Source organism: Eubacterium sp. F2 (assembly GCF_046244355.1).
Classification (GTDB): domain Bacteria; phylum Bacillota; class Clostridia; order Peptostreptococcales; family Anaerovoracaceae; genus Aminicella.
In genome coordinates, this window is sequence record NZ_CP176393.1 from 553591 (window position 1) to 568418 (window position 14828).

Sequence of the window (14828 nt, forward strand, 5' to 3'; positions counted from 1 at the left end):
CCCGCCGCATTCTTCAGTTTGTCTTCGCCTATCTATTATATCGTAAATACGCTGATCCGCAAGAAAAACCGGCTAGACCAGTTTCACATCGACCCCGAGAAGCTTCGATGCTTCCTCGGCTTCTTTTTCCAGCTTCTCCTCGCGCTCGCTGCTGCCCCCCTCACTGATCAGACGGCAGACCATGTTCATCGGTCTGCCCATTCTTCTGCTCATCCGCTCGTCCAGAAGTTCTTTCTCCGACTTCAGAACGGATGCATGGAATTTATTCTCACACAGCACCTTATACTGGTTTCCGCTGACGGAAGCCAGGGCCGCGTGGCGCATGACGTTCAGCTTCGGGTTCTCCCTTTCCAGTTCTTCAAAGGTCATTCTCCAAATGTCTTCCAGCTCCTGGGCAGAAAGTTCCTGCTCTTCTGCCTGTGATTCAGATGCTGCAGAAGGCGGATTCTGTGAAGCATTCTGCTCCCGGGCCTCTGCCCCGGCCTGCGGATTCTGACCTGCCATCGGATTTCCCGTGCCAGAGTTTTCTCTGTCCTGCGGCTGATTACGCCGTCCTTCCGGACGTCCTGCCGGCTGGTTCTGTGGAGCCGCTGTATCTGTAAACGAAGATGTCTCCTGCCGCATTTCCGGGGCAGGATTCTGCTGCGGGACAGGGTCTGCGCTCTGCATATTTCCCTGGGCCGGCTCATTCTGCCGCCCGGACACCGGTGTTCTCTGCGGCATCCCGGAGTCCGGTGCCTGCTGAGGGCCGCCGGCTGAAGGATGATGCATTCTGTCTGCGGCCGCACCGGCCGGAAAATTCTCTTGCGGAGTATTTTTTGTCCGGGATGAAGGGCGCACCGGCGCCGGTTCCGGAACGCTTCCGCCGGAAATGCCAGACTTTCCGTAATCCATACCGGATGCGATTGTAACGATCGCGACTTCCATGAGAATCCGGGCCTGGGTGGAATAACGCGCATCGTTGATGGCCTTTGCGATGGTCACAATGGCGTGATTCAGCTCACGGATACCGATTTTCAGACTCTGCTGCCGGAGAAGCGCGATGTTCTCCGCGGAGAGGTTCAGCATATCGCCCGGATCCTGCACATATTTCGCGATCATCAGATTGCGGAAATGGGCCATCCAGTCCTTCATCAGCTGACGGACGTCCTTGCCGTCCCGCAGCGCGTCGTCCAGAAGCATAAATGCCTCGGATATGTTTTTGGTCATGACTTTCTCCGTCAGTTCCAGGAAAAAGTCAATCGGCGCGGTGCCCAGAAAATCCAGCACAATGTCTCTGGTCAGTTTCGCTTCTCCGGATGACAGGCACTGCTCCAGAATGCTCAGGGAATCACGCACGGATCCGTCGGCATTTCCGGCCAGAAGGCGCAGGGCATCTTCCGTGATTTCAACGCCTTTACTCTTACAGATATCTGCCATATGCGCGGCCAGGACCGGTGCGGAAACCCGCTTGAAATCCAGCCGCATGCAGCGGGACAGGATGGTCTGCGGGAGCTTCTCCGGGTTGGTGGTCGCCAGGATGAACATGACGTGTTCAGGCGGTTCTTCCAGGGTCTTCAGCAGCGCGTTGAAGGCTCCGGTGGAAAGCATGTGCACCTCGTCGATGATGTAGACCTTGCGCCGGCCCACGGAAGGCGGGTACTTTACACTCTCACGGAGCTCTCTGATGTTGTCAACTCCGTTGTTGGAAGCAGCGTCGATTTCTATGACATCCAGGAATTTCCCGGCCGCGATCGCCTTACATGTGTCGCAGACGCCGCAGGGACGCTGGCCTTCCGGGGCCGTGCAGTTTACGGCCTTGGCCAGGATTCTGGCGGTTGTCGTCTTTCCGGTTCCCCGGGTCCCGCAGAATAGATAGGCGTGGCTCACCGTTCCCGTCGCAATCTGATGCTGAAGAATTTTTACGATGTGATCCTGTCCCAGGATCTCCGAGAACACTTCCGGCCTTGTCTCCCGGTAAAGCGCGCGATATTCTGCCATCACAGCCTCCCTTCCCCGCCGGGCTGCATGGCCTTGCCGTCCGCGGGCTGATTTTTTTCTGCAAATACAACAAATGCCCTTTAACAGCTCCGCATGAAATTAGGAAAAGGCTTATCTGCGGCACATAGAAAAATCCGCTTATTGCTGCTTCCTTCCGGACCTGACAAGGTTCACGGCATCCTATTGCGCAGGACCCAGACCCAGACAGACGGAGCTGTTAAAGGACAAATTGTCCTTTTAATTATATGATTTTATATCAGCGCTGTCAAGACAGATTATTTCATGTCTTCCAGTCTTCCGTGGCGTTCATAATCGGTGACGCGTTCGATCTTGTTTCCCTCTCCCAGGAAGACAACCTTCGGCGCGTACTGATCGGCTTCCTCCGGCGTCATTTCACAGTAGGCCATAATGATGACCTTATCGCCTGTGGATGCGCATCTTGCCGCTGCACCGTTCAGGCAGATAATGCCGCTTCCCGGCTCGCCGGCGATTGTATAGGTAGAAAAACGCTCGCCGTTGTCGACATCTGCGATTTCCACTTTCTGATACTCTCTGATTCCGGCCTTGTCCAGGAAATTTTTGTCCACCGTAATGCTGCCCACATAGTTCAGGTCAGCCTGTGTTACGGTTGCTCTGTGAATCTTGCCTAATAACATTGGAATTGTCATCGTGTTACCTTCCTTTCAGTTCAAAGCGCCTGCTCACGGCCTGCCTCTTCAGGGCCACGGTCCGCGCACAGAAAAAATCCGCCTGTCCTGCAGAAAGAAAACGCCCGCCGCGCCCGGCCTCCGCATTGAATTCCGCGCAAAGCCTGCCGCATCCAGAACGCATCCCGCATAAACAGCGGATGAACGTAAAAGTTAAAAGCCCGTATATTCAGTTGTGAACATAACTGGTACAGTTTCGAGCTTGAATACCGTCCATCGCCACTTACTCTACCACAATATTTTCCTCTGGTAAAGACGGAATTCCATTGACATTTCCTTCCTCTTTACCATATTATAAAGTTAGATATATCTAACAAACGTAAACTGTGACTTGTATGACAAGGAAAGAAATCATAAAGAAGTTTGGGGAAAAATCGGACTGTTCGCAGGCGGACTGCTCTTCGGCACAGCGGGACTGAAAGTTCTGAGCAGCGAGGATGCCAAGAAGGCATAACACATCCACACTGCTGATCGTCATCCGCAGCATGCGTCCGCTGATCCCGACAGAAGCACTGCAGGAATAATAAAAACAGAAAGAATCTGCCCGGCTGCGTTCTGCCAATGATAAAAGCAGACACCGCACAGACAGATAGAAAACAAGCTAAAAAAGGACCACCCCGGCGGGATGGCCCTCTTTTCATCTATGAAAGGCTGCCTTACAGCACTTTCTTCATTCATTCAATTACCGGTTTCTGTATCTGACTAGTCCAGTTCAGAAACATCAACACCGCTCTTTCTGATCTTCTGAACTTCATCAAATACTGTGGCAACCTCTTCATCAGCTCCGCCTGTAGCAAGGCTGACAACGATGATGACAATCAGGCTGACAATGAATGCCGGCAGCAGCTCGTAAATCGCGAAGATTCCGCCGAGCTTTGCAATACCGAACTTCCAGATGAAGATCATTGCTCCTCCGGAAAGTACACCGGCGATTGCGCCCTTCACGTTCGTCTTTCTCCAGAACAGGCAGCAGAGCATCAGTGGTCCGAAGGATGCGCCGAATCCGCCCCATGCAAAGGATACGATACGGAATACGGAACTGTTCGGGTTCCATGCGAAGAGGCAGCCCAGAATGGTAATGCAGATTACGGTAAGTCTTGCAATTGCAATACCCTTCTTATGCGGCATGTCTTTAATAAAGAAATGGTGAATCAGGTTCTCCGATACACTGGAGGATGCCGCCAGCATCTGTCCGCTTGCCGTGGACATTGTCGCAGCCAGGATTCCGGAAAGAATCAGACCTCCGACGATTGCGAATACCGGATTGATCTTGCTGATCTGATCCGCAATGTAAATGACGATTCTCTCTGCGTCGAAGCTTGCCTTGGACAGCAGGTCGAAGTGCTTTGCTACGGAATAGCCCAGAACACCGATCAGAACCGCGCATCCCATGGAGATGACAACCCATGTACTTGCGATGCGGCGGGAAACCTTGATCTTCTTATCGTCCTTGATCGCCATGAAACGGAGCAGGATGTGCGGCATTCCGCAATAGCCCAGGCCCCATGCGAAGTTAGAAGCAATCGTCAGCGGAGAATAGGATCCGTCCGGAGCATTCAGCTTGAAGTATCCCGGAACTGCATCGGTTGCCGCTCCGATTGCGTTATCCCAGCCGTTCGCTGTGCTGATGCAGAACCAGACTACAACGATCAGCGCAATGGTCATGATAATGGACTGTACAAAGTCTGTAAATGAGGAAGCGAGGAAGCCTCCGAGTACAGTATAGGTTGCGATAACCAGCGCACCGATAATCATTACGGTATGATAATTTACACCAAACAGTGTGTTGAACAGCTTTCCTACAGATGCAAATCCGGATGCAACATACGGAATAAAGAAGATTACGATGATGACCGCACTGATTGCCAGCAGAACACCTTTCTCCTCTTTAAACCGGTTGGAAAAGAAATCCGGAAGGGTATTTGCATCGATATGCTCAGAGTATATTCTGAGCGGTTTTGCAACGATCAGCCAGTTCAGGTAAGTACCTACGGCCAGTCCGGCTGCCGTCCAGAAAGCCTCTGCGAAAGTTCCCTGTCCTCCGATCAGTCCGAACAGCGCAACGCCAGGCAGACCCATCAGAAGCCAGCTGCTCATGTCCGACGCCTCTGCACTCATCGCTGTAACCAGCGGTCCAAGCTGGCGTCCTCCTAAATAGTAAACATCTGTTGATTTGTTTTTCTTGGATACATGTACACCTATTCCGATCATTACGATCATATAGGCAACAATCGTAGCAACAACTAATGCCAGACTACTCATAACAGATATATGACGGCTGCAGAAATAAAGCCTTACATTTTCCTCCCTTTTAGACAATTACCGAAAATATTTTACCCTTCATAGATGGATGCGGCGATTTCCGCAGGCAGTTTCAAAATCATAAACATATTTTTTCATCAATGCCTCGCCGCCAATAAAACTTATATACTAATTATTACATAGCGCCCACGTTATTGTCAACATAATCAAGACAACATATTGTCAATCTTATGTTGCCACATCGCGGGCTGAAACGTATTCTAGAATGCATTCTGCATAAATATCTTCACTGCTTAATATATATAAATGACTGAAATTTCAATATCCACACCAGATTCCTCTGCCGGCAGCTCCTGCAGCAAAACAAGCGATAAAATATTTTTGAACAAAATTTAAGACAAGGCAAAAAACGGACAAGCAGGCAGTTCCCTGCCTTCTTGTCCGTGATCGATCGTCCTTTTTTGACTAACTTTTATTCCCTATTTCAGCTGTTCCGGCATCGTTCCCGTCTCCAGCCATTCCCGCATGGTATCCTCGCTGATAATCGGGATACTGAGTTCCCTTGCCTTTTTATTTTTGGCGCTGGAGGACTCAACATTATTATTAATCAGCGCGGTGGTGTTCTTGCTGACGGAGCCCGCTGCCTTTCCGCCGAAGCGCTCGATTTCCTGCTTCAGCTCCTCCCGGTTGGCGTAATGATTCAGGGAACCGGTGATGACAAAGGTCATCCCGTCAAGGAAGGACGGATTGTCTTCCACGCTCTCATCCAGCTCCACCTGGTCCAGAATATCCGCAACGATCTTCTGATGCTTCGGATCTGCGAAATACTGCGTATAGGAGTCTGCCATCACGCTGCCGATTCCGTCAATCGCCGTCAGTTCATCTTCACTGAGATTCTGCATCTTATCCCACTGATTTCCGCAGGCCTTTGCAATCAGCTTGGCATTGGCCAGCCCGATGCCCGGGATTCCCAGCGCGTAGAGCAGACGGGTCGGATTGGAATGTCTCGCCTTCTCGACCGATTCTGCCAGATTCTGATAGGATTTCTCCCCGAAACCTTCCATCTCTACGACAGCATCTTTATAGGAATCGAACTTGAACAGGTCCGCAAATTCCTTAATCAGGCCCTTTGCGATCAGTTTTTCAATGGTCGCATCGCTGAGTCCGTCGATGTTCATCGCATCTCTGGACACAAACAGGGAAAAACTCTTGATCTGCTTGGCGAGACAGTCCGGGTTGGTGCAGTATAGTGTCTGCACACCGTTATCATCATGGATTTCTGTCTTTCCGCCGCAGACCGGGCAGCTTTCCGGAATCTCGATATTATTGCTTTCTGTGAGATTCTCGGCAATCTGCGGAATGATCATATTCGCCTTATAGACGGTGATGGTGTCGCCGATTCCCAGCTTCAGCTCACGCATAATGCTGATGTTGTGAACAGAAGCCCTCTTCACTGTCGTTCCTTCCAGCTGCACCGGATCGAATACGGCAACCGGGTTGATCAGACCTGTACGGGAAGCACTCCACTCGATTTTTCTCAGGGTTGTCTCCTCCTTCTGGTCCGCCCACTTGAAGGCCAGGGAATCCCTTGGGAATTTTGCGGTTTGTCCCAGGGACCGGCCGTAAACCATGTCGTTATAGGTCAGTACCAGTCCGTCGGACGGGAAATCGTTATGCACGATCTCCTGCGCGAACCACTCGATGGTGTCCATAATATTGTCCCGCTTTACGTGCTTGAAAGGAACCACGTCAAATCCCTGCTCAGACAGCCAGTTCAGCTGGTTCTCCCGCAGATCATGGAAATCCACGCCTTCCGCCTCTACCAGCGTGAAGGCAATGAAATTGACGTTTCTGGCCTTCGTAACCCGCGGATCAAGCTGACGGACGGAGCCGCTGCACAGGTTTCTCGGGTTCTTATACTTCGCGTCAGCATCACCGATGGTCTCGTTAATCCGCTCAAAATCGCTGTATTTAATCACGGCTTCGCCGCGCAGGACCAGGTGTCCCTTAAAGGCAATCGAAACCGGAACATTCGCGAAGACTTTCGCGTTGTTCGTGACCACTTCACCCACATCTCCGTTGCCTCTGGTCAGGGCCTTGACCAGTTTTCCGTCATCATAAGTCAGCACGATGGTCAGGCCGTCCAATTTCCAGGAAAGCAGACCTTCCTGGTCCCCCAGCCAGTCCCGGAGCTCCTCTCTGCTCTTAGTCTTGTCCAGACTGAGCATCCGGCTCGGATGGCGCTCCTTCGGCAGATCAGAGACGATCTCATAGCCGACATTCTGCGACGGGCTGTTGGACAGGACGATTCCCGTCTCTTTCTCCAGTTCCAGCAGCTCATCATACATCCGGTCGTACTCGATATTCGGCATGATCTCTTCCGCATCCATGTAATAGGCACGGGCGGCGCGGTTCAGCGCGTCCACCAGTTCCTTGATTCTTTCTTTCTTATTTTCTGCCATGCTCGTTCCTCTTTTCTGGTATTCAGCAAGTCTTCTGTACGATTTCTGTATCTTCTATTTTACACCATTCATTCCAAAAATAGTTCCGGAGTTCCCGCGCGCAGCTGCGGGAACCGCTTCTGTTCAAGAGTTTTCCCGCTACAGTTTTTTCAGCGGCGCGATGCCTCTCGCCAATTTCTTGATGCCCGCCGAATCGAACGCTACGGTGACAATCTTATCGCTGGCGTCGATCACCAGTCCCTCTCCGAACTTGCTGTGTTTCACTTTGTCCCCTGCCTTAAGTTCTACAGAAGACGCGGTCTGCGCGTGCTGCCTGGTTTCCATGCGGGCATATTTCAGTGCATCGTACGGTTTGACCGCCGGCTGCTTCGAATATCCGTCCCGGCTTCCTGTGGAAACGCCGAGGCTGGAGTCGCCATGTCTTCTCTTGAAGACGGCATCGCCTTCCAGCAGCTTCGGATCCAGTTCCCTCATAAACTGGGACTCTCTGGTGTAATCGGTGCGGCCGTAACGCGTCCGGACTTCCGCGCTCGTCAGATACAGGAGTTCCTTGGCCCTGGTCATGCCAACGTAGCAGAGCCTGCGCTCCTCTTCCATCTTCTCTTCATCGTCAAAGGCGCGGCTTCCCGGAAACAGGCCGTCTTCCATGCCAGGCATGAATACAACCGGAAACTCCAAGCCCTTGGCGCTGTGCATGGTCATCATGGTCACGGACGCGTCCTCTTCATGGTAATTATCCACTTCTGCCGTCAGTGCCAGCTGTTCCATAAATTCATCGATCGTCGGTTCTTCCGCGCTTTCCTCATAATCGGCGATAACCGACTTGAATTCCATCAGGTTATCCAGCCGGCTCTCTGCTTCTGTGGTCTGCTCCGTCTCAAGAGCCGCCATATAGCCGGTTTTGGTCATGAGCTGATCGAAGATATCCGTGACGTTCAGATTTTCCTTCTCCTGTCTGCAGAGGCTGATGCACTCTACCATTGCTTTTACCTTGTCATAGGCGCGTCCCGGCAGCGTTCCGAGAACCTCTCCGTCCTCATCTGCCAGCGCTGCCAGCACGCTCTGCCCGCGCACCCCGGCAAAGGTCCGGATTTTCTCCCAGGTTTTTGCGCCCACGCCGCGCTTCGGCTCATTGATGATGCGCTGCAGCGACAGATCATCTTCAGGATTCACCACCAGACGCATATAGGCCATGGCATCCTTGATTTCCTTGCGGTCATAATAGCGCATTCCGGAAAGCACCCGGTAAGGGATCCCCTCCCGGCTCATGGCCTCTTCAAACAGACGCGACTGGGCGTTGGTGCGGTACAGGATGGCAAAATCATTCCAGTCCCGCCCTTTCCTCTGCAGGGCCGCGATCTGCCGCGCCACATAAGACGCCTCTTCCTTATCATTATCCAGGCGGTAATAGTGGATCTTCTCTCCCGGCTCCCGGTCCGTCCACAGCTTCTTCGCCTTTCTCTCGGTGTTGTTCTGAATCACCGAATGCGCCGCCGCCAGAATATTTCCGACCGAACGGTAATTCTGCTCCAGTTTGATCACCTTCGCCTCCGGGAAATCCTTCTCAAAATCCAGGATGTTCCGGATATCCGCGCCTCTCCACTGGTAAATGCACTGGTCATCGTCCCCGACCACGCAGATATTCCGGCTCTTCTTTGCCAGCATCGTCACCAGCTCATACTGAATGTGGTTCGTGTCCTGATACTCATCCACCATAATGTACTGGAAGCGGTCCTGGTACTCCTCCAGAACGTCCGGTTCGCTGCTTAAGAGCCGCCAGCAGTTCAGCAGAAGATCATCAAAATCCATCGCGTTGTTCTCTCTCAGGCGCTTCTCATACTCCTCGTAAACGATGTGAATCACGCGGTTTCTGACGCTCTCGATCGACGCCTGCTGGAAATCCTCCGGCGACTGCGCCTTCTCCTTGCAATTGCTGATTGCAGACAGTAAATACTGCGGCTTATACTCCTTATCGCTGATTCCCCGCTCCTTCATGATGTTCTTGACCACCGTCTTCTGATCCGTCGTGTCATAAATGGAAAACTGCGATCCGTAGCCGATCCGGTCACAGTACTTATGCAGAATCCGCAGGCACATCGCGTGGAAGGTCATAATCCACATGCCGCCGGTATTCCCGATCAGCTGCTCCACACGCTCCCGCATCTCATTCGCCGCCTTGTTCGTAAAAGTCACCGCCAGAATGTTATAGGGCGGAATCCCGCTGTCCACCATGTGCGCAATTCTGTGCGTCATCGTACTCGTCTTTCCCGATCCCGCTCCGGCCAGAATCAGCAGAGGTCCCTCCATCTGATTTACCGCTTCCTGCTGTTTCGGATTTAACTTCGCCATATATTCCCTCATCTCCGCGGCCATGCCGCCGTAATTTAAGCATACATAATAGGCGGCTTTGGCCTGAGCCTCACCGCCATAAGAAATTCCTGTCCCTATTCTAACATAAAGCCCGCCCGATTGGGGCCGCCCCGACATATTCCCTTTCGACAAAAATCACCGCGCAGGGAATCACCCTGCAATAGAGATTCTCTATAATTTCAGACAAAAAACACCGTGCAAGTCACGGATTTTCATTGCACAAAAAATTATATCTCTGTAATTTCAACGCTTCCAGCATATCGAAAAGATGAATTGGATGATTTACACGCGATTTTGTAGAATAAGAACTGTAATAAAGACTGTTTTGGCAGTCCGGAGGAACAGAGGAAGCCAGCGGCAATTCGGGGGTGCCGGTGACGGAATCCGGGAATTCGGATATAAATGGACATATACGGAAAAGCAGACAGATTTGACCATGCGGTGCGCGGGAAAATGCGGCTGCTTTTTTCCTTTTTGGCGGGAAATTTCCCTTGCAGCCTGATTTTTTCCGCTATCATGATGGTATTCCGCTGCCTCTGCTGCGCCGCACTGTAATCTTCTCGATGCTAAGCCGCGTGCCCGCCTCTCCGCTCAAGCACCAGTTCGCGGGCGCGGCGGGCGGCGCTTGCGGCATCTGGTTCATATCCGTCGGCGCCGATTTTCTCTGCGTAGGATGCGGAGATCGGGCCGCCGCCGACCATGACCACCAGCTGGTCGCGCATTCCCTTATCCTTCAGTTCTTCGATGATCTCGCTCATCTTGATCATGGTTGTAGTCATGAGTGTGGACATGCCGATGAAATCTGCCTTGTGCTCTTTCGCGGCGGAAATGAAGCTTTCCGTCGGGACGTCTTTTCCGAGGTCGTACACATCAAAGCCTTCCGTTTCCAGCATGATTTTCAGGATGTTTTTTCCGATGTCATGGGTGTCGCCTTCCACAACACCGATAACGGCAGTCATCTTTTCCTTGCTGTCGGTTTTCTTCTGGATGTGCGGGCGCAGGACGTCTACGGCTCCGTAAAAGGCATCGGAGCAGAGCAGCAGTTCCGGAATAAAGTATTCTTTCTGCTCGTACAGCTCACCCGCCCGGTTCATACCTTTTGCAAGGCCTTCTGTCAGGCCTTCCATCGCATCAAATCCGGCTTCTACATATTCTTCTGCCAGGGAAACGGCCTCTTCATCATCCATTTCCAGGACGGCTTCTTCCATGGCTTTGATCAGCTTATCTTTCTTATCGTTACTCATTTTTCAGTTCCCCTTATGCGTTTTCCCTTGCCAGTTCAGCTTTTGTCTCTTCAATCATGCGGTCCAGTTTCTCTGGATTTACCGGATAGCCGAGCTCGCGCACAGTGTCCATCATCATGTCGATGTTTTCAAACGGTGTCTCGACCGGAAGGGAGCAGCCGGACATCGGCATAAAGCCCTGCGGCGAATCATAGCCTTCCTTAATGCACTTCAGGGTCGCCATGCGGACTTCTGCCGGCGTGCCCATGTACATGGTCGTTCCCGGATTGACATTTCCGAGAATCTTCGTCCTGCTGCCGATCGTTTTCTTACACTCTTCAATGCTGGCGACGTTGTCGATGCTGAAGCCCGCAACGCCCATGTCGGCGATGTCTTCCCAGATGTCGGCGGTCTGCCCGCAGATATGCATGACCACACCACGGCCTCTCGACTTGAAATGATCCACCAGCTGCTTCAGGTAAGGCGCGGAGAACTCGCGGAAAATCTTAGGGCTGATCACTGTGCAGGAGGACATCGGCTCGGAAATCGTCGGTCCCAGCCCGATATCAATGGCCGCGTCCGCATAGGCGATCAGCGACTCCAGCGAAACCTGGCAGAGATGGTGAACGGCGTCCGGATTTTTATAGCAGAAGCGCAGGACATTCTCGACACCCAGCAGGAAGCAGGCGTTGGTGAATGGTCCGACGATCGCTGCAGAAATTCCCACCTCGCCGCCGACCTCGTCGATCAGGTACTTCATGGCGTCCAGGTGAACCGGCAGACGGCCGTCCTTATACGGATTCAGCGGATGAATCTTCTTATAGTCCGCAGGGTCCTTGATCGCCGGGGTTTTCAGATCTACCGTGTCATCTTCCGGCATGGTCACCTCAGCACCCATCGCCTCGGCCCATGGGAACAGGTCGGTAAACACACGGACACTGTCGTAGCCAAAGCGGCGGTAGCCCGCAATCTGCGCCTCCGCCAGCGTCTTGGCAGAAGTGTTGAACTCGGAAATCTTACATCCGTATACCCTCGCCACGCCGTTCGCCACATTCGGGTTGCACGGCATGCGGTCAGCCTCTTCACCATTTGCAATCGCCGCCGCACGCTGCTTCGGCGTCATTTCATCTTTTGTCTTTCTTCCCATTTTTCCGGCCTCCTTTGCCTGATCGCGTATTCTCTTATGCGTTATCTTATATTTTATAAAGATTCTGTATTCGCTTCTAATTCATTTTTTCTATGGCAGCATCACGGATGGTTCGCAGAGGTCTTTCCGAGTAATGATTCATCATCTGCTCTATATCTGAGAATCATTCTCACTAACACGAGAGTAATTCCACGTTTTGTGATGAACATGTGATATTTCAGGAGTCGGTTCGTCGAAATCCCGTTTTTTCAGGAAAGCGCAGAACCTGATAATTATTCAGGACAAAAAACACGTGCCAGATACATCCGCATCCGCCCAAAAAATCAGACCGCACATGCCGACAGCCGAAGGGCTGCCGGCATGTGCGTCCATTGTATTTAGTAACGTGCAAGTTAACAACGCATTTCCACGTTAAACCAGATTATATGTACTCGCAATCAAATAATTCAGATTGGGCTTTTCAAATCGATTCTGCAAAATTTTAATTAATCACGATTTCAACGAACCCAAAAATTACAATCTTAAATACAAGAATAAACAATTCGCTAACCAGTATAATTATGCAGAGCCTCCATATAACATGCAAATTTCAGTAAACCATCCACACGAAGATTACATTTCCGCGGGTCTGAGCAGTTGGTATACAGTATACTCGCATCATAGTCTCTCCCTGCAAACCACATTTCGCCGGGCGGGGCCTGCAGCATCCGGCTCGTCAATATCAGAACTTCTCCCAGAAGAAATCTTCCTGAGCAACGGCCTCGCCCGGCTGCTTCACCAGAATGTCATCATCCCAGTTTCCGGTCAGCAGTTTTTCCAGTATGTAGGTCCCTCCCGGCACGCTGCCGGATTTCACCTTCAGAAGATCGGCGCATTCCTGCGCGTACTGCTTTATCGGCGCCGTGTCGTAGCAGCCGTCATCGATGATGGCGACTTCCTTGTAACCGTCATACATCATATTCATGATCCGTGCGGTCTTTTTTTCACCGAACTTGTCCAGGAGTTCCTGATGGGACTGCAGGAGCGCACCTGTATCCTGGGTCCAGCCGCGCGTAAGGTAGTAGACGCCGGCCTTTTCCAGAGCGCGGCAGCGGCGCGGGCCGCAGCAGAGCAGGGTATTTATGCAGTCGTCAAAACGCGGCATCGCAAGGATGGAAGAGTCTGCTTTCAGCCGCTCGGCTCCGTTTCCGCAGAGGCCGTAAGCCAGCAGGATGACCGGTTTATCGGCATTTCCAGCAGCCGGTCCCCCGGCTTCTTCTGCATTTCTGCCGCTTTCACCGTCGTCCTTTTTTTCAGACTTTCTTATATCTCTGCCGCCGCTTTCTGCTGCAGCCTCTTCATCGGTTCCTGCATTTTCCGGGCGCACAGCAGCTGCCGCCTGCAGCCGCTTTTCCGCCAGATCAATCTGTTCCTGCAGGACGGCGCGGAGCTTGTCCGGATAGCTGTGGTATCCCCGCTCCATCCAGACAACCGGGTACTGCAGGTTTTGCTCCTGCAGTACCCGGCCGATTTCATCTTCCATCATCGAGCAGGCAATCAGTATTGTGTTTTCAGGATTCAGTGTTTTGTGCATAAACGTTCCTTCCTGCGGATTGATTTTTGTCGGCTCCGTTTTTTCGAATGCTCTATTTTTCAGCGGCTGGCGTGTTCCTGACGGCCTTCAGAATCGCCTTGACGTTCGGAAGCGGTGAGCCCATGCCCAGGCCGCAGGCCGGGGAGACGATGTCCGCGCCGTTTTCCATGCAGTTTTTCGTCAGGGTGTTGACGTTATCCGGGTCGGTCAGCTCGACGGCGAAGGTGCTGACATTTCCCATCAGCACGCGGCCCGGAAGGTGTTTCCTGGCTTCTCTGAGGGAGACGACAGCATCAAAACTCAGGGCGTCGCTCCGCACGTCTTTCAGCTGGTCGTAAACGTATTTCATCTGTCCGCAGATGTGGACGATGACCTGTGCGCCGGCTTCATGAAGTGCATCCGACAGCTTGTTAATATAGTCGACCGCGAACTCGCTGAAGTACTTCGGGCCGAGGATCTCTCCCGTGCCGGACGGATCGGCGATGGTGATGACATCAGCGCCGGCCTCAACCTGAGCGGTGCCGAAGCGGATCAGCTGCTCCGTCACAAAATCCATGACCTTGTGGGCATTTTCATTCTTGCGGCGGAGCTGCATGTAGAATTTCTCCGGATCAACCAGAGAGGCTGCGGTGCTGACCGGGCCGGTCAGATTTCCGATGATCGGAGCATCCTTCACCTCGTCTTTCAGGATCTTAATGGCGTCCAGAACGACTTTCGGGCGGCCGGAGGTCAGATCGATCGGCTTCAGTTTTTCATAATCATCTACATCTGATGTGGCATATTCTACGACGTGCGGCTCGAAGAGATTGTTTCCAAGGGTGACTTCTGCGCCCATGGCCTCTGCCTCTACCGTCATGCAGAACGGCACGCCGCAGTTCTCAAAAATCCCGTCTTTGATCACGGCTTCCGCCAGGTCGGCCATTTTCCGCGGGTCGGTATGCGCTTCCGGAAGCCCGACTCCGGCTTCCTTCTGCAGTCCGTCCGTGACCATGTTCATCATACCGCCCGGGCAGATGCAGGCCGGACGGTCGGCGTGACGCCCGTCCAGAATTGCGTGCAGACGGCTTTTCGGTGTGAACTCTCTACTGTTTTCCATGCGTATTT

Annotated in this window: 10 protein-coding genes and 1 other RNA gene; 1 reads left to right on the forward strand and 10 read right to left on the reverse strand. The window is 52.4% G+C overall.

All coding sequences use genetic code 11. From position 1 onward, the window contains the following. Nucleotides 1-72 precede the first annotated feature (72 nt). The 3 genes from dnaX to panD form a co-directional block, all read right to left on the reverse strand. The gene (dnaX, locus tag ACI77B_RS02180) at nt 73-1980 is read right to left on the reverse strand and encodes a DNA polymerase III subunit gamma/tau (protein ID WP_409337170.1); all 1908 of its coding nucleotides are present in this window, start codon (nt 1978-1980) and stop codon (nt 73-75) included. Between the two features lie 100 nt (nt 1981-2080). Then, nucleotides 2081-2180: signal recognition particle sRNA small type (gene ffs, locus ACI77B_RS02185), an RNA gene on the reverse strand. A 75-nt stretch (nt 2181-2255) separates the two neighbouring features. Beyond that, nucleotides 2256-2648: an aspartate 1-decarboxylase gene (panD, locus tag ACI77B_RS02190; protein ID WP_409337171.1), complete on the reverse strand. Its 393-nt coding sequence runs from the start codon at nt 2646-2648 to the stop codon at nt 2256-2258. Between the two features lie 370 nt (nt 2649-3018). Between panD and ACI77B_RS02195 the strand changes: the two genes are divergently transcribed. Then, the gene (locus tag ACI77B_RS02195; protein ID WP_409337172.1) at nt 3019-3141 is read left to right on the forward strand and encodes a DUF6110 family protein; all 123 of its coding nucleotides are present in this window, start codon (nt 3019-3021) and stop codon (nt 3139-3141) included. A gap of 248 nt (nt 3142-3389) precedes the next feature. On the opposite strand, the gene ACI77B_RS02200 is transcribed toward ACI77B_RS02195, so the two are convergent. The 7 genes from ACI77B_RS02200 to ACI77B_RS02230 form a co-directional block, all read right to left on the reverse strand. Further along, complete coding sequence (locus ACI77B_RS02200) at nt 3390-4949, reverse strand: sodium/proline symporter (RefSeq protein WP_409337173.1); 1560 nt, start codon at nt 4947-4949, stop codon at nt 3390-3392. Between the two features lie 479 nt (nt 4950-5428). After that, the gene (gene ligA / locus ACI77B_RS02205; protein WP_409337174.1) at nt 5429-7411 is read right to left on the reverse strand and encodes an NAD-dependent DNA ligase LigA; all 1983 of its coding nucleotides are present in this window, start codon (nt 7409-7411) and stop codon (nt 5429-5431) included. 138 nt (nt 7412-7549) lie between these two features. Next, nucleotides 7550-9760: a DNA helicase PcrA gene (gene pcrA, locus ACI77B_RS02210; protein ID WP_409337175.1), complete on the reverse strand. Its 2211-nt coding sequence runs from the start codon at nt 9758-9760 to the stop codon at nt 7550-7552. Nucleotides 9761-10347: 587 nt separating this feature from the next. Next, nucleotides 10348-11025 carry a corrinoid protein gene (locus ACI77B_RS02215; RefSeq protein ID WP_409337176.1) on the reverse strand — a complete coding sequence of 226 codons (678 nt, stop codon included), beginning with the start codon at nt 11023-11025 and terminating at the stop codon, nt 10348-10350. A gap of 13 nt (nt 11026-11038) precedes the next feature. Next, on the reverse strand, nt 11039-12151 hold the full coding sequence (locus ACI77B_RS02220) for a uroporphyrinogen decarboxylase family protein (protein WP_409337177.1): 1113 nt from the start codon (nt 12149-12151) through the stop codon (nt 11039-11041). 721 nt (nt 12152-12872) lie between these two features. Next, nucleotides 12873-13724, reverse strand: a complete 852-nt coding sequence (locus ACI77B_RS02225) for a DUF1638 domain-containing protein (protein ID WP_409337178.1) — start codon at nt 13722-13724, stop codon at nt 12873-12875. Between the two features lie 52 nt (nt 13725-13776). Continuing rightward, nucleotides 13777-14820, reverse strand: coding sequence for an MtaA/CmuA family methyltransferase (locus tag ACI77B_RS02230; RefSeq protein WP_409337179.1), 1044 nt, complete (start codon nt 14818-14820; stop codon nt 13777-13779). Between the last annotated feature and the right edge of the window lie 8 nt (nt 14821-14828).

What these genes read in the sequence shown, in the direction of transcription:
- dnaX (WP_409337170.1), bottom strand. Translation starts at nt 1,980, where the DNA reads ATGGCAGAATATCGCGCGCTTTACCGGGAGACAAGGCCGGAAGTGTTC.
- ACI77B_RS02230 (WP_409337179.1), bottom strand. Translation starts at nt 14,820, where the DNA reads ATGGAAAACAGTAGAGAGTTCACACCGAAAAGCCGTCTGCACGCAATT.
- pcrA (WP_409337175.1), bottom strand. Translation starts at nt 9,760, where the DNA reads ATGGCGAAGTTAAATCCGAAACAGCAGGAAGCGGTAAATCAGATGGAG.
- ACI77B_RS02225 (WP_409337178.1), bottom strand. Translation starts at nt 13,724, where the DNA reads ATGCACAAAACACTGAATCCTGAAAACACAATACTGATTGCCTGCTCG.
- panD (WP_409337171.1), bottom strand. Translation starts at nt 2,648, where the DNA reads ATGACAATTCCAATGTTATTAGGCAAGATTCACAGAGCAACCGTAACA.
- ACI77B_RS02220 (WP_409337177.1), bottom strand. Translation starts at nt 12,151, where the DNA reads ATGGGAAGAAAGACAAAAGATGAAATGACGCCGAAGCAGCGTGCGGCG.
- ACI77B_RS02215 (WP_409337176.1), bottom strand. Translation starts at nt 11,025, where the DNA reads ATGAGTAACGATAAGAAAGATAAGCTGATCAAAGCCATGGAAGAAGCC.
- ACI77B_RS02200 (WP_409337173.1), bottom strand. Translation starts at nt 4,949, where the DNA reads ATGAGTAGTCTGGCATTAGTTGTTGCTACGATTGTTGCCTATATGATC.
- ligA (WP_409337174.1), bottom strand. Translation starts at nt 7,411, where the DNA reads ATGGCAGAAAATAAGAAAGAAAGAATCAAGGAACTGGTGGACGCGCTG.